Here is a 26501-nt window from a genome sequence, read left to right on the forward strand (position 1 = left end):
TCCCGGACCTCATTGGTAAAACCGGTAGCCGTCGGTTATTTCCTGGCCGAGACGGTTGTTGTGGCTGATGAACTCTTCCAGATATTCGTGCAGGCCCCGGTCCATGATGTCGCTGATCGACTGGCTGCGGAGCGAAGCGAGCGTTTCCTCGGCGGTCTCGTGAGCGGCATGCCTCTCGCCATATTCGCGCGACAGATAACCGAGATTGCTGACGATCTTTTCGTAGCAATAGGCGAGCGAGCGCGGCATGCGGCCGTTCGAGATCAGGAAATCGGCGATATTGGCCGGCCTCAGTTCCGCATCATAGACCCAGCCATAGGCGCGGTGCGCCGAGACGGAGCGTAGGATCGATTCCCACTGGACGTTGTCCACCGACGATCCGACGGCGGAGACCGCCGGCAGCAGCACGTAGTACTTCACGTCGAGGATGCGCGCGGTGTTGTCGGCCCGCTCGATGAAGGTGCCGATGCGCGAGAAGTTGAAGATCTCGTTGCGGAGCATCGTGCCGTGGAAGGCGCCGCGGATGAGGCCGGCGCGGCGTTTGATGGCGTCGATGATCTCCGGCATGTCGGCCGGCCGCGCCTTCTTGGCGAGCATCGCCTTCAGCTCGATCCAGCATTCGTTGGTGGCTTCCCAGGTCTCGCGGGTCAGCGCCGTGCGGACCATGCGGGCGTTGTGGCGGCCCGCCTCGATGCAGGACATGACGCTTGACGGATTGGCCCGGTCGCGCAGCAGGAAATCGATGGCGTCGCTGCTGGTCAGCGTGTCGTGCACCTCGTCATAGAGCTCGCGCACGCCGGCGCTCTGCAGCACGCCGTCCCAGTCGCCCTCGCTCGATTCGCTGCGGGTCAGCGACATGCGCAGGCCCGCGTCGATCAGCCGGGCGCTGTTCTCGGCGCGCTCGATATAGCGGAACATCCAGTAGAGGCCGTTCGCAGTTCTTCCCAGCATGGCCTCAGTCCTCCAGTACCCAGGTGTCCTTGGTGCCGCCGCCCTGGCTGGAATTCACCACCAGCGAGCCCTCCTTCAGGGCGACACGCGTCAGCCCGCCGGGAATGATTTGCACCTTGTCGGAAACGAGCACATAGGGACGCAAGTCGACGTGCCGGGGCGCGATGCCCTTGTTGACGAGGATCGGCACGGTCGAGAGCGACAATGTCGGCTGGGCGATGTAGTTGCCGGGGCGCTCCTTGAGCTTCTCGGCGAAGGCGGCACGCTCCTTCTTGGTCGCCGTCGGGCCGACGAGCATGCCGTAGCCGCCGGAGCCGTGCACTTCCTTGACGACGAGCTCTTCCAGATGTTCGAGCACGTATTTGAGGCTCTGCGGTTCCGAGCAGCGCCAGGTGGGGACGTTTTCGAGCAACGGCTTGCGGCCGGTATAGAACTCGACGATTTCCGGCATGTAGGAATAGATCGCCTTGTCGTCGGAAATGCCGGTGCCCGGCGCATTGGCGATGGTGATGTTGCCGGCGCGATAGACGTCCATGATGCCGGGAATGCCGAGCGCGGAATCCGGTCGGAAGGTCAAGGGGTCGAGAAAATCGTCGTCGACGCGCCGGTAGAGCACGTCGATCGCCTCGTAACCGCGCGTCGTGCGCATCTTCACCTTGCCGTCGATGACCCTGAGGTCCGACCCTTCCACCAGTTCGACGCCCATCATGTCGGCGAGGAAGGCGTGCTCGTAGAAGGCGGAATTGTAGATGCCGGGGGTAAGCACGGCGACGCGCGGCTTGCCGGCGCAGCCGGCGGGCGCCAGTGACGACAGGCTCTGGCGCAGCAGATAGGGATAGTTCTCCACCGGCCGCACGCGGTTCTGGTGGAAGAGCTCCGGGAACATCTGCATCATGGTTTCCCGGTTTTCCAGCATGTAGCTGACACCGGAAGGCGTGCGGGCGTTGTCTTCGAGCACGTAGAACTGGTCTTCGCCGGTGCGCACGATGTCGGTGCCGACGATGTGGGTATAGACGCCTCCCGGCGGCCGGAAGCCGATCATCTGCGGCAGGAAGGCATCGTTCTTCTCGATCAGTTCGCGCGGGAGCCGGCCGGCGCGGATGATTTCCTGCTTGTGGTAAATGTCGTCCAGAAAGGCGTTAAGCGCAATGACGCGCTGTTCGATGCCCTGGGCGAGGCGTCGCCATTCACGTCCGGATATGATGCGGGGAATGAGATCGAAGGGGATGAGCTTTTCGGATGAATCGGCGTGTCCGTAGACTGCGAAAGTAATGCCCGTCTTGCGGAAGATGTTCTCGGCTTCTCTCGATTTCGCTATGAGCCGGTTTCTGTCCTGGCTGGCATACCATTGATGATAGGTCGAATATGGCTGGCGCGGACTGCTGTCCGCATTGATCATTTCGTCAAATGCCAAAGGCGTAGATCCCCTTATTTTTGTCCATTTGAGTACAACGGTTGCCGCAATGCAAGAAGCGTGCACAGTCGCGCGCGAAGAATTTTCGGCTTGCGCCGGTCCGTAAATTGAAGGCGCTTTCGTCTCTCCGGCTTGCGATTTATGCGTGCCGGATTTCTCCTGCTGATTTGGAAATGGGCAGATGCCTGATTATTTGGCGCCCCACCGCAGGTTGCGGTCTCGGTGGAAGCCTTGTTTGCCGATCTTGTTCATCGATGCGGCAGGAATAAGATATCGGCGCTGGTCAGGTGGTGACGGCATGGACGCAATATACGAGATCGCCGAACGGCCGGCGCAACGGGTTACCGGCCGCCTCTGGGACGGCACATTCATCGAAGCGGCCGACGGCGCCATCCACCGGCTGGTAGCCGAGACGCAGGAGCATCGACGCCGCACGCATCCGCGCGATCACGCCGCCCTTATAGGCCTCTCCTGGAATGTCCGGCCGGAGGGCTTCACCTATCTGCTCGGCTATGCCGGAGAAGATCACGAGACCTTTGCAGCGCCCGACCACATGGACCTGCCGGCCATGCGCTTTGCGACGACGATGCACCACCCTGAAGGAGGAGATGTTTTCGTTCAGTACCGCAAGATGTTCGAGTGGATTGCGGCTGCGGGCCACTTCGTCGATCAGACCCATCTACACTACCGCGAAGAATACGCGCCCGGCTTCGTCTCCCCGTCTGCCTCCTCTCTGCGACTGATGGTTCCAATTCGCTGATCGCAACCATCAGAAAAATTGCTTTGACCAGGGGCGGCACGCGGTCTATCGCCGCGGCGACGGTCTCGCTCATCGAGGTCCGCCTCGATCGGGAAAAACACCTATGATGCTTGCCCGCCTGGCCCCGGCCATTTTCGTGCTGCTCTGGTCGACGGGCTGGGTGGTGGCGAAATATGCTGCATTCTTCGCCGATCCGCTGACCTTCCTGGCGCTGCGCTACAGCGTGGCGATCCTGCTCTTCGTCGGCTTCTGCGCCGCGACCGGCGCGCGCTGGCCCAGCTCCTGGAGCCTGATCGGCCACGCGATTGTGTCGGGGATCTTCCTGCACGGCCTCTATCTTGGCGCCGTATGGTGGGCGATCGGGCAGGGGGTGCCCGCGGCCATATCCGGCATCATCGCCGGGCTGCAGCCGTTGATGACGGCGGCGGTCGCGCCGTTCCTGATCGGCGAGAATCTCAGCCGGCAGCAGCGGCTCGGTTTGGTGCTCGGCTTTTGCGGCATCGCACTTGCCGTCTTGCCGAAGACGCTGGCGCTCGACACCGCCGCGACGCCCATTCATTTCCTGCCGGTGGCCATCAACGTCCTCGGCATGGCGGCGGTGACCTATGGCACGCTCTACCAGAAGCGATATCTGCAAAACGGTGACATTCGGTCGATCGCCGCCCTGCAATATGTCGGCGCCCTGTTCGTCACCGTGCCCTTGGCCCTGATGCTCGAGGATCTGCACGTCACCTGGAACCTCGAGCTCGTCGCAGCGCTTGCATGGTCGGTCCTCGGCCTGTCGATGGGGGCGATTGCGCTCCTGCTCTATCTCATCCGCCGCGGCCAGGTCTCGCGCGCCGCATCGCTCATCTATCTGGTGCCTCCGCTCGCGGCGGTCCAGGCGGCGCTCTTCTTCGGCGAAGCCCTGACCTGGCCGATGATCGTCGGAACCGTTATTGCGGTGACGGGCGTCTACCTCACCAATCGCAAGAACAATGGCGAGGCGCCGGCTGGGGAACGCGCAATCAATGTTGCGGCAGGCTCAGCGAAATAGAGCAGCGCAGCGTATGCGAGAGCTCAGACGAGCGCGGATTCGGGGCCTTGCTGTTTCCCGAGAACGTTGCGCACCACGATGAAACGCTTGGTGGTCTCGACGCAGGTCGCGCCAAGGTGGAGGTCAGGCCCGCGGCCGGAGACATGCAGTAGGAAATATCTGCAGCGACCCTCGCGTCCTTTCGGAGGCGCAAGGGTCACTGTTTATCGCAGGCGGCTCAGCCCTGGCGGCCGCCGCCATTGTCTGCGCGGCGCATGCCTTGACCGCGCCCGCGGCGATTGCCGGGCTGCCCGTCGCCCTGGCGCCGGCCGTCATGCTTCGGGCCGGGGCGGCCATGGTGCTTGCGGTTTTCGTGATTGCGGTTGCCCTCCGGCCGGCCGTCGTGGTGGCCCTGGCCGGCGGCCCGGTGATCGCGGCGCTCGCTCTTCTGCGGACGATCGTCGCGCAGCAGTTCGTCGCCTGCAAACCCGCTCGTTGCCGGCTCCCGCGCAGGACGCTGCGGGCGCTGAGCTCCGTCGCGGCGCTGGCCGCCGCTGCCGCGATGTTGACCACCGCCATTGCCGCGCTGCTGGCCGTTGCCGCGACTGCCGCGACCCTTGGAGGGACGAGCCTGGTCGGCCGGCGCCTCGCCGCTGGCGACGGCGATCTGGATGCCCATCAGCTTTTCGATGTCGCGCAGCAGGCGGATTTCGTCCGGTGAGCAGAAGGCGATCGCAATGCCGTCGCGGCCATTACGGGCGGTGCGGCCGATGCGATGCACATAGGCGTCCGGCACTTCCGGCAGATCGTAGTTGTAGACATGGGTTACACCCGGAATGTCGATGCCGCGTGCGGCGACGTCGGTCGCGACGAGCACGCGGATTTCGCCGTCGCGGAACGCCTTCAGCGCGCGCTCGCGCTGGCCCTGACTCTTATTGCCGTGGATCGAGGCGGCCTTGAAGCCGACATGGTCGAGATGCTTCATCAGCTTCTCGGCACCGTGCTTCGTGCGGCTGAAGACTAGTGACAGACCATCGGGATTGTCGGTCAGCGATTTCTTGAGGATCGTCGTCTTCAGGTCCTTGCCGGGGACAAAATGGACATATTGCTCGACCTTGTCGGCGGCCTTGCCGGGCGGCGTTACCTCGACCTTGAGCGGATCGGTCAGATATTCGCCGGCGAGTTCGGCGATCTGCTTCGGCATGGTCGCGGAGAAGAGCAGCGTCTGGCGGTTCTTCGGCACCAGCTTCGAGATCTTCCGCAGATCGTGGATGAATCCGAGGTCGAGCATCTGATCGGCCTCGTCGAGCACGAGGTAGCGCCCTTGCGTCAGCGTCACGGCCTTGCGGGCGACGAGGTCGAGCAGGCGGCCGGGCGTTGCGACGAGAATGTCGACGCCCCGGGCGAGCTGTTCGGTCTGCTTGTTGATCGAGACGCCGCCGACAACGACGCCGATCTTCAGCGGGCTCTTTCTCACGAAAAGCTTAAGGTTGGTGGCGATCTGATTGACCAGTTCGCGGGTGGGGGCCAGCACGAGCGCGCGGATGTTGCGCGGGTCGGCGCGCCCGCCATCGGCGAGAAGCTTCTCGATCATCGGCAGACCGAAGGCGGCGGTCTTGCCGGTGCCCGTCTGGGCAAGACCGATGAGATCATGACCCTTGAGAACAAGCGGGATGGCCTGCATCTGGATGGGCGTCGGCTTTTCGAAGGCATTGGCGGAGAGGGTCGCCAGGATCTGCTGCGATAGGCCGAGGTCTTTGAAAGTGGACAATGGATATACCTTTCGGGGCGCCAAACGCATGCGCCGGAATCGCCTCTTGCAATTCCGGTGTCGTCTGGCGTCAAGAACCCCGCGTGAATTGGGAACTTGTGGTTTAGAGAAAATCGTCAAGCGCCTGTGCTGCCGCCGGTTGCGGCGATGTCTCGCGCTATTCCTTCTTCACGGCTCGAAGTGTTTGCCGAGGGCGCGCTCACGCGGCGGCCGGAAGGTGACGCGCTGTCCATGTCGTTGTTTTGGCCCGAAAAGTCAAGCGGCATCTTTTGCATGTGCGAGATTGGCTCGCCGCAGCAGCCTTCTCGAAGGCCGGCGTTCAGGAAAGTTCGTCATGGCCAGGATCGGCCAAGCATAATGGATGAAAGCTTGCAGAACAGGCGCCGGAGCGTACAATTCTGCGGCTCGGCCCCCGGCATCTCGGCTAGGCCGGGTGCGCATATTGCAGGAATTGCGTGGTCCAGTTCGGCAGGAGCGGGAGCGATACGGGCCGGCGCCGAAACCCGGTTTCGATGCTCAGCTGCGTTCGCAACCAAGCCGTGTGAAGCTGGACAAAAATTGGACGCTCGGCGATTCGGGAACCTGACGCGGCTTCAGCCGTTCCATCCCTTTAGTCTTCGCCGACCTATCTGCCAATCGAGATACAGGAGAGGAACCAGTGCGGAACCGGATTTGGATACTGGCAGCCGATGGCAACGCCGCGCGCATCGTCAAGGACGTCAACTTGCTGAAGGACGGGCATCAGCAGCCGGAGGTGGAATCCTACGAGATCGAGGCGAGGCGCGCTCAGGACATCATGGCCGACAAGCCGGGCCGCAGCCATTCGTCGGTCGGACACGGCCGCTCGGCCATGGAATACAGCAGCGATCCGGTTCGCGAGGAACAGCACCGCTTCGCCGTCGAGATTGCCGGGAAGCTCGACCACTATGCGCTGGAAAACGCCTTCGAGAACCTGGTGATCTGCGCCGCGCCGAAGACCTTGGGCGACCTCAGGAAGCTGCTCTCCCATCAGGTCAAGGAAAAGACCGTCGCCGAGATCGACCGGAATTGCGTGGCGGTGCCGACCGAGCAACTGATCGCCACGGTCAAGTCGGTGGTCTTTCCCGGCTAGATCGCTTCAGGGCTTATCGCCGCGCAGCATTTCGCGTTTGCCGGCGAAGCCCGGAAGGCGCTCGACCACGAAGCCGGCCGCAGCGAGATTGCGGCGGACGAAACCTGCCGCCGCATAGGTGGCGAAGGTGCCGCCTTTGACGGTTTTGTCGAAAACCGCCTGCATGAGTTCCTGCGACCACATGTCGGGGTTCCGCGACGGGGCGAAGCCGTCGAGAAACCAGGCGTCGAAACTTTCCCGCGTTTGGGCAACGCCCTGGAGCGCCATGCCGCAGACGACGGTGAGACGCACGCCGTCGAAGTCGATGTCGATCCGGCCGGCCGGCGCATCCGGCCAAGGGGCGACAAGCGCGCGGCGCTCGGCGTCGATCTCCCGCCAATGGGCGAGTGCCCGGTCGATTTCGCCGGCGCGCATCGGGAAGCGCTCGAAGGAGACGAAGTGTAGCCGGCCATCGGGGACCTGTGCCTCTTTCCATTGCCGCCAGGACTCGCAGAAGTTCAGGCCGGTGCCGAAGCCGAGCTCGCCGATCGTAAAGGTCCCGCCTGCGCTCCAGCGCGCGGGCAGCCTGTTGCCCGAAAGAAAGACATGGCCGCATTCCAGCCGGCCGTCAGTGCGGCAGTAAAAGTGATCGCCAAATTCCACCGAATAGGGCATATCGCCCGCATGCCATTCAAGGCTCTGGCTTGCGGTCGGCTGGTTCTGGCGGAGATCGGTCTCTGTCATGGCGATGGCGATAGACTTGCGGCGGGGTAAGGTCAATCGATGAGCGAAGTTTTGATCGTTGGTGGCGGTATCATGGGGCTCTGGGCGGCGCTCATGGCCGGCCGTGCCGGCATCGAGACGCGCCTCCTCGAGCGGAAGGGGATCGGTGCAGGCGCAAGCGGCGGCCTGCTCGGAGCGCTGATGCCGCACATGCCGGACCGCTGGAACGCGAAGAAACAGTTCCAGTTCGATGCGCTTGTTTCGCTGGAGGGCGAGATTGCCCGGCTCGAGGGCGAGACGGGTCTATCGGCGGGCTATCGCCGCTCGGGCCGGATCATGCCGCTCGGCAGACAGCATCTGCGCGATATCGCGCTCGGCCACCAGCAGGACGCGGAGCGGCACTGGGTCGCTGGCGACCAGCGGTATCATTGGCACGTCCGCGACGCCGATACCGACGGCTGGCCGGCAGCGAACGCCGCACCCTTCGGCCTCGTCCAGGACACGCTTGCCGCACGCGTGGCGCCGCGCAGGCTGCTGGCGACCTTGCGGGCGGCACTCGATGCATTTCCTCATGTCCAGATCGAAGAGGGCGCCGACGTTTTGTCGATCGACCCGCAGCACGCTCGGCTAGCACTCTTCGAGGGCCGCGAGGTCGCGTTCGGGCATTGCATCCTCGCCGCCGGTGTCGCGAGTTTTCCGCTGGTCGATCGGTTGGCGGAGCGGCCGCAGGCGGCGAGCGGCGGCCCCGTCAAGGGGCAAGCGGCGCTGCTCCGCGCCGATATTGATCCGGCCGCGCCGATCATCTTCACCGACGGGCTCTACATCGTTCCGCATGAGGACGGCCTTGTGGCCGTCGGCAGCACCAGCGAGAACCGATTCGCCGAGCCCTTTTCGACGGACGCGCAACTGGATGCGCTGATCGAACGCGCCGTTGCACTCACCCCGCTGCTGCGCGATGCACCGGTGATCGAACGCTGGGCCGGTCTGCGCCCCAAGGCCACGGGCCGGGAGCCGATGGTCGGCCGCCATCCGGAATATGAAAGGCTGTCGGTGCTGACGGGCGGCTTCAAGGTCAGTTTTGGACTGGCACATGTTCTGGCGGGCTTCGTCATCGACGAGATTGCCGGGCGCAGGACCGCCGAACTGCCGCAATCCTTCCGGTGCGAAACCCATATCGCGGCGTTGCAGTAGCCCCCATTCCACTTCGTCAATCTGTCACGCAAATCACCTAAGAGGCGGCTATCGAACCGAATTTCGGAGCCTTGCAATGCGGTACGCCATTTGTTTTACGCCGCCGATGGGCGACCCTCTGTCCGCGGCGGCGGCAAGCTGGCTTGGCCGCAGCGTCTATTCGGGCGAACCCGTCGAGCCGCCGTCGATCGCCGGCCTTCGCATTTCCGAGATCGCCTTCCACACGGCCGTTCCGCGCCGCTTCGGCTTCCACGCGATGATCATGGCGCCCTTCCGCCTCGCGGAAGGCGCCGATGAAGCGCAGCTGCTGAGAAGTCTGATGCACTTCACCAGCGCCGAGACGCCGTTCGCGATCGAGCGGCTGGAGGTGGCGCGCCTCGGGCAATGCCTGGAGCTGACGCCGACGGTGCCGAGCCGTGCGATGCATATGCTCGCCGCGCGGGTCCTGCAGGCATTCGACCGCTTTCGGGCGCCGCTCGGCGAGGACGAAATCGAACGTTCCGATCCCGACCGGTTGACTGCCCCGCAATTTACGAATCTGCATCGGTGGGGCGATCCCTTCGTGATGGAAGAGTACCGCTTCCATATGAAGCTCACTGGTCCTTTGGGTGCTGAAGCCGGACGAGGCCTCGAGGCGCCGTTGCGCGAAGTCTTCGAACCGCATCTGACGAAGCCGCTTGCGGTCGAAAGCCTCGCCTTGTTCGTCGAAGCGGAGAAGGGCGCGCCGATGCGGGTCCATTCCCAGCATCCGCTCGGCAAGATTTCCGTCCGTCCAAGGAGCGAAAGGACGGTTCGGTCCTCGGCGCAGCCTCAGTTATCGGGTAAGTCAACGGGTGACGCCGGCGGCGCTTCGCCGCTGCTGGCCAATTCCGTTTCGGCAATCCGCTAACCTCCTTTCGCGCCGTCATTTTCATCTCGACAATCCGTTGCGCGGTGCTACCGTCTCGGAAAATCGAAGGTGATTTCATGGCCGAGACTTCCTATCCGCGCGACCTTGTTGGCTATGGACGCACGCCGCCGCAGCCGCATTGGCCGGGCGATGCGCGCATCGCCGTGCAGTTCGTCCTCAATTACGAGGAGGGCGGCGAAAGCTGCATTCTCGATGGCGATCCGGCATCCGAGTGCCTGCTGTCGGAGATCGTCGGCGCGCAGCCCTGGGCGGGTCAGCGCAACCTCAACATGGAATCAATCTACGAATACGGCGCGCGTGCCGGTTTCTGGCGCCTGTGGCGGATGTTCACGAGCCGTGGCGTGACGCTAACGGTCTATGGCGTGACGCTTGCCATGGCCCGCAACCTGGAGGCGGTTGCGGCGATGAAGGAGGCCGGCTGGGAGATCGCCAGCCACGGGCTGCGCTGGCTCGAATACAGGGATTTTCCGGAGGAGGTGGAGCGCGAGCATATTCGCGAGGTCGTGCGGCTCCATACGGAGCTGACGGGCGAGCGGCCGCTTGGCATCTACCAGGGCAAGCCTTCGGTCAACACGCTGAGGCTCGTGCTGGAGGAGGGCGGCTTCCTCTATTCCTGCGATTCCTATGCGGACGAACTTCCTTATTGGGTCCCGGGGCTGACACCCGACAAGCCGCATCTCATCATCCCCTACACGCTCGACGCCAACGACATGCGCTTTGCCACCAATCAGGGCTTCAATTCGGGAGACCAGTTCTTCACCTATCTCAAGGACACGTTCGACGTGCTTTATGAGGAGGGCAAGGAAGGCAGCCCGAAGATGATGAATGTCGGCCTGCATTGTCGTCTCGTCGGCCGGCCGGGCCGAGCGGCGGCGCTCGGCCGCTTCATCGATTACGTCCTGTCGCACGATCAGGTGTGGGTGCCGCGGCGCATCGATATCGCCCGCCACTGGTATGAACACCACAGACCGGAGGGAATGCGTTGATGTCGGAACGCGAGGATTTCGTCCGCCGTTTCGGCGGTATCTTCGAGCATTCCCCCTGGGTGGCGGAGCGTGCGTTCGACCATGCCGCCTCGTCGGGATTGACGGCCGGAAACGTCCATTCGGCCCTCTGCAACGCTTTTCGCGCGGCATCGCCCGCAGAACGTCTGGCGGTCCTGCGCGCCCATCCCGATCTAGCCGGTAAGCTCGCCGTTGCCGGCAAGCTCACGGCGGAATCGACGTCCGAACAGGCATCGGCGGGCCTCGACCGGCTCTCGCCGAAAGAGCATGCGCAGTTCACGAAGCTCAACGCCGCCTATACCAAGAAATTCGGCTTTCCCTTCATTATCGCGGTGAAGGGTTTGACGAAGGCGGAGATTCTCGCCGCCTTCGAGCAGCGGATTGACAATTCCGCGGAAGAGGAATTTGAAACCGCCTGCGCGCAGGTGGAGCGGATCGCCCGGCTGCGTCTCAGTTCCATGCTTCCGGGAGATGACAATGCCTGACAAGACCGTTCCGCCTACCGGCGCCGCACCGCGCCCGGGCCTCCATGGCCGGAGAGTTGGGACCCGGGCCTGATGTCGCATCTGCTTTCGATCGAGCCCCTGACGAAGGAGGCGTTCGCCCCGTTCGGCAGCGTCATCGAGGCCGACCCCGCGTCGGCGCGGCTGATCAATGGCGGCAATACAGAGCGGTTTCATGCGCTTGCCGAGGCCGACGTGATCGGGGAGGGCGCCCGGGTGATCATCAGCATCTTTCGCGGCCAGCCGCGGAGCTTTCCCTACAGCATCACCATGATGGAACGCCACCCGTTCGGCAGCCAGAGTTTTTCGCCACTTCAAGATCGGCCCTGGCTCGCGGTTGCCGCCGAGGATGAGGGCGGGCGCCCGGGCAGGCCGCGGGTTTTCCTGGCAGGGGGCCGGCAGGGGGTCAATTATGGCCGCAACGTCTGGCATCATCCGCTGATGACGGTCGATACCGTCAGCGATTTCCTCGTTGTCGATCGCGGCGGACCGGGCAACAATCTCGAGGAGTTCTTCTACGAGGAACCTTTCTTTATCCCAGATCTGCCTTCGAAGGGAACAGTCCGATGAAGAAGAGCGGCCGGCTGACAACCCATGTTCTCGACACGGCGCTCGGCAAGCCGGCAGAGAACCTGCGCATCGATCTCTATCGGCTGGAAGGCGAGGAGCGGCAATCGATCTGCACGGTCCGCACGAACAGCGACGGTCGCGTCGACGCGCCGCTTGCGGAGGGCGAAGCCTTCAAGGCGGGGCAGTACGAACTTGTGTTTCACGCCGGCGATTATCTGCGCGCGGCCGGAGTGGCGCTTGTCGAGCCGGCCTTTCTCGACCTCATCCCGTTGCGGTTCGGCATCGCCGACGCCGCCAGCCACTACCACGTGCCGCTGCTGCTCTCGCCCTACGGCTATTCGACCTATCGCGGCAGCTGAGCCGGACGAGAAGGATGTGGGCGCACGGCGCCCGCATCTGGCGCCTCACATCGCGTAGTCGGCGATGACGTCGCGAGCCACGTCGTTGATGTTGCGCTTGCCGCAGAGCGCCATGGTGATGTCCATCTCCTTGCGGATGATGTCGAGCGCCAGGGTCACGCCGTCCTTGCCCATCGCCCCGAGGCCATAGAGGAACGGGCGGCCGATGAAGGTGCCCTTGGCTCCAAGCGCGACTGCCTTCAGCACGTCCTGTCCGGAGCGGATGCCGCCGTCGAGATGAACCTCGATCTGGTCGCCGACGGCATCGATGATCTTCGGCAGCATGCTGATCGAGGACGGCGCCCCGTCGAGCTGGCGGCCGCCGTGATTCGAGACGATGATTGCGTCGGCGCCGGTTTTCGCCGCCATTTTCGCGTCTTCCGGATCGAGGATGCCCTTCAGGATGAGCGGACCGCCCCAGCGGTCCTTGATCCATTCGACGTCCTTCCAGGAAAGCTGCGGGTCGAACTGCTCGGCGGTCCAGGCATGGAGCGAGGAGAGGTCGGTGACGCTCTTGGCATGGCCGACGATGTTGCGGAAGGTGCGTCGGTTCGTGCCGAGCATCTTCATGCACCAGCCCGGGCGCGTCGCCATCATCCAGAGATGTTTCGGAGTCATGCGGGGCGGCGCCGAGAGGCCGTTGCGGAGATCCTTGTGCCGCTGGCCGAGTATCTGCAGGTCGAGCGTCAGGACGAGGGCCGAGCATTTGGCCGCCTTGGCGCGGTCGATGAGGTTGAGCACAAATTCGCGCTCGCGCATCACATAGAGCTGAAACCAGAAGGGTTTCGTCGTCACCGAGGCGACGTCCTCAATCGAGCAGATGCTCATCGTCGACAGCGTGAAGGGAACGCCATAGGCCTCTGCCGCCTGCGCCGCCAGCATCTCGCCGTCGGCGTGCTGCATGCCCGTCAAACCCGTCGGTGCAAGCGCCACCGGCATCGAGACTTTCTGGCCGATCATCGTCGTTTCGAGCGACCTGTTGGTCATGTCGACCAGCACCCGTTGACGCAGCTTGATCTTGGCGAAATCCTCTTCGTTGGCGCGATAGGTGCCCTCCGTCCAGGCGCCGCTGTCGGCATAGTCGAAGAAGAGCTTCGGAACCCGCCGCCTGGCAAGCGCCTTGAGGTCGCTGATGTCGAGGATTTGCGTCATGGATGGCCCTCATCGAATGGAGATGACGGACGCCTTAACATCTTTTCGGAAGGGTTGTAATAGTCGCCTGAGGCAAGTGGTCAAAAAAATTGACCTCTTGCCTCAGGTGGTGCCGAGCGTGGATTTCGCCGGCTTGCCTGCCACATAGGTCTCGACGATCGAGCGATCGTCGCCCATCGTCTGCAGGAGGAAGAGCTCGTCGGCGAGCGAATTGACCACTTCGGCCCTGAGCGCCATGGCCGGTGTGGCCGCCATGTCGAGGACCGCAAGGTCGGCATCGCTGCCCGGCTCCAGCGTGCCGATGCGATCGGCAAGCGAAAGCGCCTCGGCATTGCCCCGGGTCATCATGTAGAAGCTGTCGAAGGGGTTCAGCCGTTCGCCTTGGAGCTGGACGATCTTGTAGGCCTCGTCGAGCGTCTTCAGCATCGAATAGCTGGTGCCGCCGCCGATATCGGAGGCGACCGAGACGCGCACCGGTTTCGCCCGCCGCGTCAGGGCGTGGAGCGGAAACAGGCCGGAACCGAGAAAGAGGTTGGATGTCGGGCAGAAGACGGCGACAGAACCGGTCTCGCTCATCGCATCGGCTTCGCGCTCGGAGAGATGGATGCAATGACCGAAAAGGCTCTTGCGCCCGAGCAGGCCGTAGCGGGCGTAGACGTCGGTATAATCCTTGGCTTCGGGATAGAGCTCGCAGGTAAAGGCGATTTCGTCGCGGTTTTCGGAGAGATGCGTCTGTACGTGCAGGTCAGGAAACTCGCGGACGAGCGATTTCGCCGCATCCATCTGCTCCGGCGTCGAGGTGATGGCGAAGCGCGGGGTGATGGCGACGTGATTGCGGCCCCTGCCGTGCCAGTCGGCGATCACCGCCCGCGTCTCGTCATAGCTCATCTCAGGCGTGTCGAGCAGGCCCTGCGGCGCGTTGCGGTCCATCATCACCTTGCCGGCGACCATGCAGGTGCCGCGCCTCAGGCTCTCGGCGAAGAAGGCGTCGACGGACGCCTTGTGCACCGAACAATAGGCCGTTGCCGTCGTCGTGCCGTGGCGGACCATCTCGTCGAAGAAGTGCCGGGCGATCCGCTCCGCATGCGCGGTTTCGACGAAGCGGCATTCCTCCGGAAACGTGTAGGTGTTCAGCCATTCGAGCAGGTTGGCGGCGTAGGAGGCCATGACCTGCATCTGCGGGAAGTGCAGATGCGTGTCTATGAAGCCCGGCACGATGAGGTGCGGCCGGTGATCGATCTCCTCCACCCCTTCCGGCGCTGCCGTCTTTACAGTCGCGTAGGGGCCGCAAGCCTTGATGACGCCATCCTCGACAAGGAGCGCGCCGTCGCCTTCATAGGCATAGCCGGCGCTGTCGTCGATGCTCTCCGGCGCGCGGTTGAAGCTCAATGTGCGGCCGCGGATCAGGATGGATGTCATTCTGCCTCCCCGACGGCGCTCTCGAACCAGGCCGTCAGCAGCCTGCGTTCGTCCGCCGTCATATCGGTTATGTTGCCGGGCGGCATGGCGTGGCTGCGCCCGGCCTGGATATAGATTTCCCGCGCCAAAGCGGCAATCTCGGCGTCGCTCTCGAGCGTGACCCCCTTCGGGGCCCGGCCAATGCCTTCGTAAACAGGCTCGGCCGCATGGCACATGCTACAGCGGGTGGCGATCGTGTCCTTGACGGCCGGGAAATGCGCGTTTTCGGCAAAGCGCTTGAACGCTGGTGCGGCCTCGGCCCGCTCTTGTCCGGTCAGCACCTTCGGCACCGTCGACAGCCACATGATCAGGATGAAGAGGATCGCTGTCGCGAGCCAGGTCCAGGTCGGCTTGCCCTTGCGCGCATGCGTGGTGTTGAACCAGTGGCGGATCGTCACGCCCATCAGGAACACCAGGGCCGCAATGATCCAGTTGAACGCCGTCGCGAAGGCAAGCGGATAGTGGTTTGACAACATGAAGAAAATCACGGGCAAGGTCAGGTAGTTGTTGTGCAGCGAACGCTGCTTGGCCTGGGCGCCGAGCCTCGGATCGGGCGTGCGGCCGGCGATCAGGTCGGCGACGACGATCTTCTGGTTGGGGATAATGATGAAGAAGACGTTGGCGGACATGATCGTCGCCGTGAAGGCGCCGAGATGCAGGAAGGCAGCGCGGCCTGTGAAGACCTGCGTGTAGCCCCAGGCCATGGCGACCAGCACCAGGTAGAGAAGGGCCATCAGGCCCCAGGTATTCTTGCCGATCGGCGATTTGCAGAGGAGATCGTAGAAGACCCAGCCGACACCGAGCGATGCAAGCGAGATCAGGATTGCCGTCGTCGCCGAGATGTCCAGCACATGCCGGTCGATCAGGAACAGATCGGCGCCGCCGTAATAGACGAGGCAGAGCATCGCGAAGCCGGAGAGCCAGGTGGCGTAGGACTCCCATTTGAACCAGGTGAGATGTTCCGGCATCGTGGCGGGCGCCACCAGATATTTCTGGATGTGGTAGAAGCCGCCGCCATGCACCTGCCATTCCTCGCCATAGGCGCCGGGCGGCAGGTGGTTGCGTTTCACCAAGCCGAGGTCGAGCGCGATGAAGTAGAAGGACGAGCCGATCCAGGCAATGGCCGTCACCACATGCAGCCAGCGGACGGCAAAGGCCAGCCATTCCCAGGCAATGGCGAATTCATACATTCAGATACCCTTTCTCTCCGGTGTCGCAGCTTGCGAGAAAAAACGGGAGCGGGGAAGGGGTGACGTGATCACTCGGTGGTATTTCACCGCCAATGCCAGCGCGCTTGAAACCAATCTTTTCCAAAAGGTTAGAGCGGCGTTCTCCGAAACCGATTCATCGCTGGCCTGCCAGCTCGCCTGGATTTAGCTTGCCAAGGATCCAGTCGCGGAAGGCGCGGATCTTGAAGGCATTGCGGCGGGCATAGGAATAGACCAGCCAATAGTCGTGACCCTCGCTGCAGCGCAGCTTGAAAGGCTGGTAGAGCCGGCCGAGCGCCACGTCGTCGCTATAGAATTCCGGCATCAGAATGGCGACGCCCTGGCCGGCGACCGCTGCCCGCGCCTCGAAGGCTTGGGAGCCGAGCCGGATTGCCGGCCTGCCGGCCAAATCCGGGTCGTCGACGCCGGCGGCGCGGAACCATGCCGGCCACCATGGATCCCCAGGGCCGATGATGGGGAGCTTCAGAAGGTCTCGCGGCGTGCGCACGCCGCCGATCGTCGCCGCAAGCGCGGGGCTGAGCATCGGGGCAAATTCCACCCGCATCAGCCGATGGCTGACAAGGCCCGGCCAATCGCCCGTTCCGGAGCGGATCGCCACGTCGACCGATTCCTTGTTGAAATCGATGATTGCGTCGTTCGCCGCCAGACGTACGGCGATATTCGGGTGTGCAAGTTGGAACGTGCCGATCTCTCGGGCAAGCCATTGCGAGGCAAAGGTCGCCGTCGAGTTGATGAGCAGCGCCGTTTCCGTGTCGCGGCGCGCCGAGGCGACCGCGTCCTGCAGCAGTTCGAATGCTTCGGTCACCTTCGGCGACAGCCGCTGGCCGACTTCCGTCAGCGTCACCTGGCGCGGCTTCCTGAGGAACAGCGGCTCTCCGACGCTCTCTTCGATGAGCTTGATCTGGTAGCTAACCGCCGTCTGGGTCATGCCGAGCTCCTCCCCGGCCCTGGTGAAGCTGCCAAGCCGTGCGGCTGCCTCGAAGACCCTCAGCGCATTCAGCGGAAACTGCTTCGACATCTTCATGGATAAGTTCTCTTGATGCATGCAGGCAGATGTTCGATTGGAGTTCGAGCATCTTTGGCGGCATGCTGCAAGTCAAGTTCACAGCTTTCGAAAGGGTGCTCAGATGTCCTGCGATGTATTGGAATATGCTGAAAGAAAGCCAGTTTGCTCAGTGCGTGGAGCAATCCGGACAGTCGCCTCTGCCTTTCGTCGGATGAGAGGCCGGAGCTTGAAACTCGACCTCGAAACGACGTCCGATTACATGAAGAGAGACTTGGGTGTCATGGATTGGGACGTGCCGCGGCGGGAGGATGAAAGGCTCCGGTAGGTCGACAAATGCCCCTCATCCCGCTGCCGCGACCTTCTCCCCGCAGGCGGGGCGAAGGGACTCGCGGCACCTCCCAAGTCCGTCAGAACGGGGAGAGGGTTAGGGGCCTCCACGGTTGCTGAAAATCGTTGAGCCAAACTTGCCCCTGAACAGCTCAAATCCCTCTCAATCTCTCCACCGCCATCAAGACACGCTCCGGCGTCGCCGGCGCATCGAGCCTCGGACATTCGCGATAGTCGGCGACGCTGGCGACCGCCATCGACAGTGCTTCCAGCACCGAGATCGGCAGCATCAAGGGCGGCTCGCCAACCGCCTTGGAGCGGCCGATGGTCTTTTCCGCATTTTCCGACCATTCGGCGAGGCGCACGTTGAAGACCTTCGGCCGGTCCGAGGCGAGCGGGATCTTGTAGGTCGACGGGGCATGGGTCTTCAGCCGCCCCTTCTCGTCCCACCAGAGTTCCTCCGTCGTCAGCCAGCCCATGCCCTGCACGAAGCCGCCCTCAACCTGGCCGATGTCAATCGCCGGATTGAGCGAGCGGCCGACGTCGTGCAGCACGTCGACCCGGTCGACGAGGTATTCCCCGGTCAATGTGTCGATCGATACTTCCGAGACGGCCGCCCCATAGGCGAAGTAGTAGAAGGGCGTGCCGCGTCCGGCGGCGCGGTCCCAGTGAATCTTCGGCGTTTTGTAGAAGCCGGCGGCCGATAGTTGCACACGGGCAATGTAGGCCTGGCCGATGAATTCGGCGAAGGGCACGCGTTCTTCGCCGATCTTCACGTGGTTCTGCACGAAGCTGACATAGTCGGCGGTCGTCTGCCAGCGCTCGGCGGCGAAGGCGACGAGGCGCTCCTTGATCTGGCGGGCGGCGTCGAAGGCAGCCATGCCATTCAGATCGGAGCCCGAGGAGGCAGCGGTTGCGGAGGTGTTCGGCACCTTGCCGGTCGTCGTCGCGGTGATCTTCACCCGGTCGATATCGATCTGGAAACTGTCGGCGAGAACCTGCGCCACCTTGGTGTTGAGGCCCTGGCCCATTTCGGTGCCGCCGTGATTGAGATGGACCGAGCCATCCGTGTAGATGTGAACGAGCGCGCCGGCCTGGTTCAGATGGGTCAGGGTGAAGGAAATGCCGAACTTGACCGGCGTCAGGGCGATGCCCTTGCGGATCACCCGGCTCGATTTGTTGAAGTCGATGATCGCGGCACGCCGGCCCTGATAGTCGGCGCTCGCCTCCAGTTCCTCGACGATCTGCCGGATGATGTTGTCTTCGACCTTCTGATGGTAGGGCGTGACGTTGCGTCCCGAATCCTTGTCGCCATAGAAGTTCAGCTTGCGGATTTCGAGCGGGTCCTTGCCGAGCGCATAGGCAACCTCCTCGATGATCCGCTCGCAGCCGACCATGCCTTGCGGCCCGCCGAAACCGCGAAAGGCGGTATTGGAAACCGTATTGGTTTTCAAGGGTTGCGAGGTCAGCTTCACGTGTGGATAGAAGTAGGCGTTGTCGGCATGGAAGAGGGCTCGGTCGGTCACCGGCCCGGAAAGATCGGCGGAGAAACCGCAGCGCGCCGCATACGTCGCCTGCACTGCCAGGATGGTCCCGGCATCATCGAAGCCGACGTCGTAATCGACGAGAAAGTCATGGCGCTTGCCGGTCGCCACCATGTCGTCGTCGCGGTCGGGCCGGAACTTGACGGCACGACGCAGCTTGCGCGCGGCGACGGCGGCGAGTGCGGCGAACTGGTTGCCCTGCGTCTCCTTGCCGCCGAAGCCGCCGCCCATACGGCGGACGTTGACGGTGATGGCGTTTGAGGGGACGCCGAGCACCTGCGCGACCATATGCTGGATTTCGCTCGGATGCTGGGTCGATACCCAGACGGTCATGTCGTCATCCTCGCCCGGAATGGCGAGCGCGATGTGCCCCTCCAGGTAGAAATGCTCCTGGCCGCCGATGCGCATCTTGCCCTTGAGCCGGCGTGGCGCACGCTCCAGTTCGCCCTCCGCGTCGCCGCGCTGAAGAGTCAATGGCGGGGTGACCAGCTCTCCGCCTCCGGCGATTGCGTCGGCCACATCGATCCTGTGGGGCAGGTCGCGATAGGTGATCTTCGCCAGCCGCGCCGCGCGGCGGGCAATGTCGCGCGTCTCGGCAATCACCGCGAAGGCCGGCTGTCCATGAAACTGCACGCGGCCGTCGGCGAGCACCGGCTCGTCGTGGAGATGCGTGGAACTGATGTCGTTCGAATGCGGCATGTCCTTTGCGGTCAGCACCGAGACGACGCCGGGCAGGGCGGCAACCGCGGAGAGGTCCATTTCGAGGATTTCCGCATGGGCCCGGTCGGTGAGGCCAAGTGCGCCGTGCAAGGTGCCGGCGGGCTCCGGCATGTCGTCGATATAGTCGGCGGTCCCGGCGACGTGCTTGTGGGCGCTGTCGTGGCGCAGTTCGCTGTGCATCGGGCCGGCGATGGTGGTGCGTTCTTCGAAGGCGGATTTATCCATCGCTTAGCGCCCCCAACTGAGGGAGTTGCTGCCCCTCATCCGGCCTGCCGGCCACCTTCTCCCCGCGAGCGGGGCGAAGGCACTTACAGCGCCACTTTCCTTCCTGCCACTTCCCGAGCGAAGCGGGGCGCTGCCTCGATCCCCTCTCCCCGCGCGCGGGGAGAGGGGATGGGTGAGGGGCAATTTGACGACGCAGACTTCGAGGCCACCGCTCATGCCACATCCTCGAAACGCTCAAGCTGCGCCTTTTCGCCGACGCTCTCCAGAAAGAAGCGCATCAGCAGGTTCTTTGCCGCCAGCATGCGATAGGCGCTGCTGGCGCGCCAGTCGGTTATCGGTTGATAATCCGTTTCGAAGGCCGCCTGGGCTGCGCGTACCGTATCCTCTGTCCAGGGCTGGCCGATCAGCGCGGCCTCGACGGCCTTCGGCCGCTTCGGGGTGGCCGCCATGCCGCCAAAGGCGATGCGGGCGGCTTTCACCCGTCCGCAGTCGAGCGCGATGCGGAACGCGCCGAGCAGGGCGGAGATGTCCTCGTCGCGGCGCTTGGTCACCTTGTAGGCCGCGAAGCGGTCTCCCGCCGGCAGGGCCGGGACGAAGATGCTCTCGACGAATTCGCCGGGCCTGCGATCCTGCTTGCCATAGGCAATGAAGAAATCCTCGAGCGGCAGCGAGCGCGTGCCGTCCTTCGAGCGCAGACTGACCGTTGCGCCGAGAGCGATCAGCGGTGGCGGGCTGTCGCCGATCGGCGAGCCATTGGCGATGTTGCCGCCGATCGTTCCCATGTTGCGCACCTGCTCGCCGCCGATGCGGTCGAGGAGCGGTCCGAAGCTTGGAAAGGCCAAGGAAAGGGCTTCGAAGGCGGATGAATAAGTGACGCCGGCGCCAATGGTCAGGCCGGCTCCGGAGCTTTCGATCCGCTGCAGTTCGGCGATGCCGCTGATGAACACCGCCGGGCTGATCGGGCGCATCTGCTTCGTCACCCAGAGCCCGACATCGGTCGAGCCCGCGACAATCGTCGCCGTCGGGTACTCGGCGAGCGCCGTTGCGAGGCCGGCCGTATCCGCCGGCAAGACAAGGCAGTTCTCGCCATTGCGGATGACGATCGTTTCCGTCGGCTGAAACGCCTTTAGCCGGGCCGCTACGGTCTCCCGTGTCCGGGTGATCGGATCGAAAATCGCCGAGGGGCGCTCTTTGGCGGCGGCTTCCGCCGCCCGCACGATCGGCTCATAGCCGGTGCAGCGACAGAGATTGCCTTGCAGCGCCTTTTCGATCGCCGCACGGCTCGGATTGTCGTTCGTCAGCCACAGGCCATAGAGTGACATGACGATGCCGGGCGTGCAGAAGCCGCATTGCGATCCGTGATAATCCACCATCGCCTGCTGCACCGGATGCAGCGCCCCGTCGCTTGCCGCCAGATGCTCGACGGTGACGACATGCGTGGCGTTGAGCGAGCCGATGAACCGGATGCAGGCATCGACAGTTTCATAGACGAGGCTTTCACGCCCTTGGGGGTCGCCGGCAAGCCGGCCAACGAGCACGGTGCAGGCGCCGCAATCGCCCTCGGCGCAGCCTTCCTTGGTGCCGGTGAGGCGGCGTTGAAGCCTGAGGAAGTCGAGCAATGTGTCTGTCGGCGCAACGTCCGAGAGTGCGATTTCCGTATCGTTCAGGATGAAGCGGATGCTGTCGGATGCCTGTGCCATCACGTCCTTCTCGATCCGTTATTGCGCCGTCCAGCCGCCGTCCATCGAGACATGGGTGCCGGTGATCTGCGCCGCGTCGTCGCTTGCAAGGTAAAGCGCCAGTGAGGCCACCTGCTCGACGGTTATGAATTTCTTGGTCGGCTGGCCCTTGAGCATAACCTCGTTGATCACCTGTTCCTCGGTGATGCCGCGTGTCCTCGCCTGGTCCGGTATCTGCTTTTCGACGAGCGGCGTCAGCACATAACCGGGGCAGATCGAGTTCACGGTAATGCCGTTTTCCGCCACCTCGAGCGCCACGGTCTTAGTAAGACCCATGATACCATGCTTGGCCGCCACATAGGCGGACTTGAAGGGCGAGGCGACGAGGCCGTGTGCCGAGGCGATGTTGACGATGCGCCCCCAGCCCTTCTCTTTCATGGAGGGAATCGCCGCTCGGATGGTGTGGAAGGAGGAGGAGAGGTTAATGGCGATGATCCGGTCCCATTGCTCGACGGGAAAATCCTCGATCTTCTCGACGAATTGCACGCCGGCATTGTTGACGAGGATGTCGGTGCCACCGAAGCGCGCGGTGGCGGTCGCCATCAGGTCGGCGATCTCGGCCGGTTTCGTCATGTCTGCCGGGTGATGGAGGACGGTGCCGGCGCCGAGGCCGGCGCCGAGGCCGGCGACCTCGTCCGTCACCGTCCTGATCTCGTCCGCCGAACCGAAACCGTTCAGCACGATGTTGGCCCCGGTCTTCGCGAAGGCCTTGGCGATGGCCAAGCCGATGCCGCTCGTCGAACCCGTTATGACCGCTGTCTTCGTCATTCTCAATCTCTCCCTCGGCGCTGCAAACCGCCCTCGTTTCTGCAATCGAACGATGCGCCGTACTGTCACCCGCGCGCGCGCATTTTTGCGATGCAACAGCCGCAGCCTACGCGCAAAAGCGCAGCGGTGACAATTGTGTTTTTCCGTCCGGCGACGCAGAGTTCGTGTCGGGTTCGCAAGGGTGGTCGAGTTGCGTTTTGTTTTCGTTTGACATTCGTTTCAGCGTCGTATTGAAGTCTTTCGAAGGCCTCCCCTAGAGGAAGGGCGGCGTCTGTGCGTGCCGAGGAGGGGCATATGGGCGGATATATTCTCGCGATCGATCAGGGTACGACGTCCACGCGCGCGATCGTTTTCGACGGCAAGCAGCAGGTCGCGGGCGTCGGCCAGAAGGAATTCAAGCAGCACTTCCCGAAATCGGGCTGGGTCGAGCACGACCCGGAAGAAATCTGGGAGACCGTTCTTTTCACCATCCGGCAGGCGATCGAGAAGGCTGGCATTGCCGCCAGCGATATTGCGGCGATCGGCATCACCAACCAGCGCGAAACGGTCGTCGTGTGGGATCGCGAGAGCGGCAAGCCGATTCACAATGCCATCGTCTGGCAGGATCGCCGCACTGCCTCCTTCTGCGACAAGCTGAAGAAGCAGGGCCTCGAAAGGACCTTCACCAAGAAGACGGGACTGCTGCTCGACCCGTATTTTTCCGGTACGAAGCTCAACTGGCTGCTGACCAATGTGAAGGGAGCGCAGGCGCGCGCCGCCAAGGGCGAGCTCTGCTTCGGCACCATCGACACCTTCCTCATCTGGCGGCTCACCGGCGGCAAATCCTTTGCGACCGACGCCACCAATGCGTCGCGGACGCTGATCTACAATATCGTCGACAATGGCTGGGACGCCGAACTCACCGACATCCTCCGCATCCCGCGGACGATGCTGCCGGAGGTGAAGGATTGCGCGGCCGAGTTCGGCGTTACCGATCCTTCCCTCTTCGGTGCGGCGATTCCTATCCTCGGGGTGGCCGGCGACCAGCAGGCGGCGACGATCGGCCAAGCCTGCTTCAAGCCGGGCATGCTGAAATCCACCTACGGCACCGGCTGCTTCGCGCTGCTCAATACCGGCAAGGACATCGTCCGCTCGAAGAACCGACTGCTCACCACCATCGCCTATCGCCTCGATGGCAAGACGACCTACGCGCTCGAAGGCTCGATCTTCGTCGCGGGCGCTGCCGTCCAATGGCTGCGCGACGGGCTCAAGGTCATCAAGGCGGCGCCCGACACCGGCACGCTGGCCGAAAGCGCCGATCCGACGCAGGAGGTCTATCTGGTGCCGGCCTTCACCGGGCTCGGCGCTCCGCACTGGGACCCGGATGCCCGCGGCGCGATCTACGGGATGACGCGCAATACCGGACCCGCCGAATTCGCCCGGGCGGCGCTCGAGTCGGTCTGCTACCAGACGCGCGATCTTCTCGACGCCATGCACCGGGACTGGCGCAGCAACGGCAAGGACACGGTGCTGCGGGTCGACGGCGGCATGGTCGCCTCGGACTGGACGATGCAGAGGCTCTCCGATCTGCTCGACGCGCCGGTCGACCGGCCGGTCATCCTCGAGACGACCGCGCTCGGCGTCGCCTGGCTCGCCGGCAGCCGCGCCGGCGTCTGGCCCACACAGGAGGAATTCGCCAAATCCTGGGCCCGCGACCGGCGCTTCGAGCCGAAGATGGACGGGACGACCCGCAAGGGCAAGCTGAAGGGCTGGCGCAGCGCGGTGAAGCGGACGCTGATGGCGGCGTAGGCAGCTCACGCCGAGAATTGCTCCTCACCTTAGCCCTCTCCCCGCAGGCGGGGCGAGGGGACATGAGTTCGAGCGTTCCCCTTACTCCATAGAAATTGCCGCATGCGGGAGCAGGGACGGGACGGGCGCGGCAGCTCCCTTCTCCCCGCTTGCGGGGAGAAGGGAGCTGCCGCGGGATGGGGCAAAATTCCTGCCTTAAGAAACAGTGTGTTTCCAAATCCCGCATTTGTGGCCGTGCCGGGCGCCGATTATCTCTGGGCGATCGACAACAGGACGTCATCATGGAACTCGGGCTTTATACCTTCGCCGACGTGGACCCCAATGCTACCGACAAGGGTGCCGAGGGGCGCCGGCGCCTTGCGAATCTCATCGAAGAGATCGAGCTTGCCGACCAGGTCGGCCTCGACGTCTTCGGCCTTGGCGAGCATCACCGGCCCGACTACGCCGCCTCCGCGCCGGCGGTGATCCTCGCCGCCGCGGCGGCGCGCACCAGCCGTATCCGGTTGACGAGCGCCGTGACGGTGCTGAGCTCCGACGATCCGGTGCGCGTCTTCCAACAATTCGCGACCCTCGATCTTCTTTCCAATGGCCGCGCCGAGGTCATGGCCGGGCGCGGCTCCTTCATCGAGTCCTTCCCGCTCTTCGGCCAGTCTCTCGACGACTACGACCAGCTCTTTGCCGAAAAGCTCCATCTCCTGCTGGCGATCCGTGACAGCGAGAAGGTCACCTGGTCGGGCGAATTGCGGCCACCGATCGACGGTCGCGGCGTCTATCCGCGGCCGTTGCAGGACCAGCTGCCGCTCTGGATCGCCGTCGGCGGCACGCCGCAATCGGTGGCCCGCGCCGGCGCGCTCGGCTTGCCGATGGCGCTGGCGATCATCGGCGGCGAGCCGCGGCGGTTCGCGCCGCTCTTCGACCTCTACCGCGAGGCGGCGCGCCGCGCCGGCCAGGACGCATCGAAGCTGAAGACGAGCATCAACGTGCACGGTTTCATCGCCGACACGACGGATGAGGCGGCCGACCAGTTCTACGGGCCGCAGGCGGAGGTGATGAACCGCATCGGCCGCGAGCGCGGCTGGGGGCCGACGAACCGTGCCCATTACGACCAGGCGCGCAGCCCGACCGGCAATCTCTTCCTGGGCGACCCGGAGACGGTGGCGCAAAAGATCGTCGCGCACCAGAGGCTTTTCCGCAACGATCGCTTCCTCTTGCAGATGGCGATCGGCCCGATGCCGCACGACCAGATCATGCGCGGCATCGAGCTCTACGGCACCAAGGTCGCGCCGCGGGTTCGCGAGATGCTTGCGGAAGCAGGCCGGTAGCGGACCAGCCGGCACTGGTATCCATCGCGTCGCCACGCTACATGTGGCCGCGAAAGCGAGACACGATGACCCTCAACAATGACGAAGATCTCGAGCGGCTGAAGGAGATTGGCCGTATCTGCGCCAATGCGCTGCAGGCGATGGGCGAGGCGCTCGCGCCCGGCATCACCACGGCTGAACTCGACGCGATCGGCCGCAAGGTGCTCGAGGAAGCGGGCGCGCGCTCGGCGCCGGAGCTCTGCTACAAGTTTCCCGGCGCGACCTGCATCAGCGTCAACGAGGAAATCGCCCATGGCATTCCGGGCAGCCGGGTGATCCGCGCCGGCGATCTGGTCAACATCGACGTTTCCGCCGAGAAGGATGGCCTCTTTGCCGATACCGGCGCCTCCTTCCCCGTGCCGCCCGTCACATCGGCCATCGACCGGCTCTGCCGCGACGGCAAACGGGCCATGTGGGTGGGCTTGAAGCAGGTGCGGCCGGATCAGTCTCTGGCAGCGATCGGCAATGCCATCGGCGAATTCGCCCGCAAGAACCGCTATTCGCTGGTCACCAACCTGGCGAGCCACGGCATCGGCCGGTCGCTGCACGAGGAGCCGGCCGAGATCGCCACCTGGCCGGATCCGTCCGAACGTCGGCGGATGAAAGAGGGCATGGTCTTCACGGTCGAGCCGTTTCTGTCTATGGGCGCCCATTGGGCCGAGGGCGGCGACGACGACTGGACGCTCTACAGCGAGCCGCGTGCGCCAACGGTGCAGTACGAGCACACGGTCGTCGTGACGCGCGGCGGGCCGCTGGTCGTCACGCTGCCAGGCTGACCAGCTGATGCGGCAGCGCGGTAGCGCCAGGCTGCGATCGTTCGATTCCGTCAATCGAAGCTTCAATTATAATGATTTGTCGCCTTCTTGCTGCGATGCAATAAGGAG

At 63.9% G+C, this 26501-nt stretch carries 23 protein-coding genes and 1 pseudogene; 13 read left to right on the forward strand and 11 right to left on the reverse strand.

From position 1 onward, the window contains the following. Positions 1 to 9: 9 nt before the first annotated feature. Complete coding sequence (locus CO656_RS06375) at positions 10 to 951, reverse strand: alpha-E domain-containing protein (protein ID WP_097525198.1); 942 nt, start codon at positions 949 to 951, stop codon at positions 10 to 12. A 4-nt stretch (positions 952 to 955) separates the two neighbouring features. Continuing rightward, on the reverse strand, positions 956 to 2350 hold the full coding sequence (locus CO656_RS06380) for a circularly permuted type 2 ATP-grasp protein (RefSeq protein ID WP_179864728.1): 1395 nt from the start codon (positions 2348 to 2350) through the stop codon (positions 956 to 958). Between the two features lie 313 nt (positions 2351 to 2663). Here CO656_RS06380 and CO656_RS06385 point away from each other — a divergent pair, with 313 nt between their 5' ends. From CO656_RS06385 to CO656_RS30730, 3 genes and pseudogenes are all read left to right on the forward strand, one after another. Next, positions 2664 to 3125 carry a GyrI-like domain-containing protein gene (locus CO656_RS06385; RefSeq protein ID WP_097525200.1) on the forward strand — a complete coding sequence of 154 codons (462 nt, stop codon included), beginning with the start codon at positions 2664 to 2666 and terminating at the stop codon, positions 3123 to 3125. A gap of 106 nt (positions 3126 to 3231) precedes the next feature. Next, complete coding sequence (locus CO656_RS06390; protein ID WP_234819733.1) at positions 3232 to 4161, forward strand: DMT family transporter; 930 nt, start codon at positions 3232 to 3234, stop codon at positions 4159 to 4161. Between the two features lie 47 nt (positions 4162 to 4208). Then, positions 4209 to 4313: pseudogene (locus tag CO656_RS30730) on the forward strand (cysteine hydrolase); the annotation flags it as partial. Positions 4314 to 4378: 65 nt separating this feature from the next. On the opposite strand, the gene CO656_RS06395 reads toward CO656_RS30730, so the two are convergent. Further along, complete coding sequence (locus CO656_RS06395; protein WP_179864714.1) at positions 4379 to 5911, reverse strand: DEAD/DEAH box helicase; 1533 nt, start codon at positions 5909 to 5911, stop codon at positions 4379 to 4381. Between the two features lie 658 nt (positions 5912 to 6569). Here CO656_RS06395 and CO656_RS06400 point away from each other — a divergent pair. Beyond that, positions 6570 to 7022, forward strand: coding sequence for a host attachment protein (locus CO656_RS06400; RefSeq protein ID WP_037387508.1), 453 nt, complete (start codon positions 6570 to 6572; stop codon positions 7020 to 7022). Between the two features lie 6 nt (positions 7023 to 7028). Here the strand turns inward: CO656_RS06400 and mnmD are convergent, their stop codons facing one another. Then, positions 7029 to 7745 (reverse strand): tRNA (5-methylaminomethyl-2-thiouridine)(34)-methyltransferase MnmD, encoded by a 717-nt coding sequence (mnmD, locus tag CO656_RS06405; protein WP_097525203.1) that lies wholly within the window; start codon positions 7743 to 7745, stop codon positions 7029 to 7031. Between the two features lie 39 nt (positions 7746 to 7784). Here mnmD and CO656_RS06410 point away from each other — a divergent pair, with 39 nt between their 5' ends. From CO656_RS06410 to uraH, 6 genes are all read left to right on the forward strand, one after another. Continuing rightward, complete coding sequence (locus CO656_RS06410) at positions 7785 to 8915, forward strand: FAD-binding oxidoreductase (protein ID WP_097525204.1); 1131 nt, start codon at positions 7785 to 7787, stop codon at positions 8913 to 8915. 76 nt (positions 8916 to 8991) lie between these two features. Next, a complete protein-coding gene (locus tag CO656_RS06415; RefSeq protein ID WP_179864715.1) occupies positions 8992 to 9804 on the forward strand; it encodes a DUF1045 domain-containing protein in 813 nt (270 codons plus the stop codon). 77 nt (positions 9805 to 9881) lie between these two features. After that, complete coding sequence (gene puuE, locus CO656_RS06420; protein ID WP_037414786.1) at positions 9882 to 10811, forward strand: allantoinase PuuE; 930 nt, start codon at positions 9882 to 9884, stop codon at positions 10809 to 10811. Then, positions 10811 to 11314: a 2-oxo-4-hydroxy-4-carboxy-5-ureidoimidazoline decarboxylase gene (uraD, locus tag CO656_RS06425; protein ID WP_037414789.1), complete on the forward strand. Its 504-nt coding sequence runs from the start codon at positions 10811 to 10813 to the stop codon at positions 11312 to 11314. Before puuE ends, uraD begins: the two co-directional genes overlap by 1 nt. A gap of 72 nt (positions 11315 to 11386) precedes the next feature. Then, positions 11387 to 11902: an ureidoglycolate lyase gene (locus tag CO656_RS06430; protein ID WP_097525206.1), complete on the forward strand. Its 516-nt coding sequence runs from the start codon at positions 11387 to 11389 to the stop codon at positions 11900 to 11902. Then, a complete protein-coding gene (uraH, locus tag CO656_RS06435; protein WP_037414794.1) occupies positions 11899 to 12261 on the forward strand; it encodes a hydroxyisourate hydrolase in 363 nt (120 codons plus the stop codon). Before CO656_RS06430 ends, uraH begins: the two co-directional genes overlap by 4 nt. Positions 12262 to 12306: 45 nt before the next feature. Here uraH and CO656_RS06440 read toward each other — a convergent pair whose 3' ends face one another. The 7 genes from CO656_RS06440 to CO656_RS06475 all read right to left on the reverse strand — a co-directional run bounded on the left by CO656_RS06440 (position 12307) and on the right by CO656_RS06475 (position 22468). Then, positions 12307 to 13452: an alpha-hydroxy acid oxidase gene (locus CO656_RS06440; protein WP_037414797.1), complete on the reverse strand. Its 1146-nt coding sequence runs from the start codon at positions 13450 to 13452 to the stop codon at positions 12307 to 12309. Positions 13453 to 13554: 102 nt separating this feature from the next. Further along, entirely contained in the window at positions 13555 to 14871 is a 1317-nt protein-coding gene (guaD, locus tag CO656_RS06445; RefSeq protein ID WP_097525207.1) for a guanine deaminase, read from the reverse strand. After that, positions 14868 to 16100, reverse strand: coding sequence for a urate hydroxylase PuuD (gene puuD / locus CO656_RS06450; protein ID WP_097525208.1), 1233 nt, complete (start codon positions 16098 to 16100; stop codon positions 14868 to 14870). The genes guaD and puuD overlap by 4 nt, the downstream gene beginning before the upstream one ends. 154 nt (positions 16101 to 16254) lie before the next feature. Further along, the gene (locus tag CO656_RS06455) at positions 16255 to 17163 is read right to left on the reverse strand and encodes a LysR substrate-binding domain-containing protein (RefSeq protein WP_179864716.1); all 909 of its coding nucleotides are present in this window, start codon (positions 17161 to 17163) and stop codon (positions 16255 to 16257) included. Between the two features lie 461 nt (positions 17164 to 17624). After that, positions 17625 to 19961, reverse strand: coding sequence for a xanthine dehydrogenase molybdopterin binding subunit (gene xdhB / locus CO656_RS06465; protein WP_097525210.1), 2337 nt, complete (start codon positions 19959 to 19961; stop codon positions 17625 to 17627). Positions 19962 to 20173: 212 nt separating this feature from the next. After that, the gene (xdhA, locus tag CO656_RS06470) at positions 20174 to 21661 is read right to left on the reverse strand and encodes a xanthine dehydrogenase small subunit (RefSeq protein ID WP_097525211.1); all 1488 of its coding nucleotides are present in this window, start codon (positions 21659 to 21661) and stop codon (positions 20174 to 20176) included. Between the two features lie 18 nt (positions 21662 to 21679). Beyond that, positions 21680 to 22468, reverse strand: coding sequence for a 3-hydroxybutyrate dehydrogenase (locus tag CO656_RS06475; RefSeq protein WP_097525212.1), 789 nt, complete (start codon positions 22466 to 22468; stop codon positions 21680 to 21682). A gap of 294 nt (positions 22469 to 22762) precedes the next feature. On the opposite strand from CO656_RS06475, the gene glpK reads away from it, so the two are divergent. The 3 genes from glpK (at position 22763) to map (ending at position 26393) form a co-directional block, all read left to right on the forward strand. Continuing rightward, positions 22763 to 24256, forward strand: coding sequence for a glycerol kinase GlpK (gene glpK, locus CO656_RS06480; protein WP_097525213.1), 1494 nt, complete (start codon positions 22763 to 22765; stop codon positions 24254 to 24256). 281 nt (positions 24257 to 24537) lie between these two features. Next, on the forward strand, positions 24538 to 25578 hold the full coding sequence (locus tag CO656_RS06485; RefSeq protein WP_097525214.1) for an LLM class flavin-dependent oxidoreductase: 1041 nt from the start codon (positions 24538 to 24540) through the stop codon (positions 25576 to 25578). A gap of 65 nt (positions 25579 to 25643) precedes the next feature. After that, entirely contained in the window at positions 25644 to 26393 is a 750-nt protein-coding gene (gene map, locus CO656_RS06490) for a type I methionyl aminopeptidase (protein ID WP_037414825.1), read from the forward strand. The last annotated feature ends 108 nt before the right edge of the window (positions 26394 to 26501 follow it).

This window comes from Sinorhizobium sp. FG01 (genome assembly GCF_002531875.1).
Taxonomy (GTDB): Bacteria; Pseudomonadota; Alphaproteobacteria; order Rhizobiales; family Rhizobiaceae; genus Sinorhizobium; species Sinorhizobium fredii_C.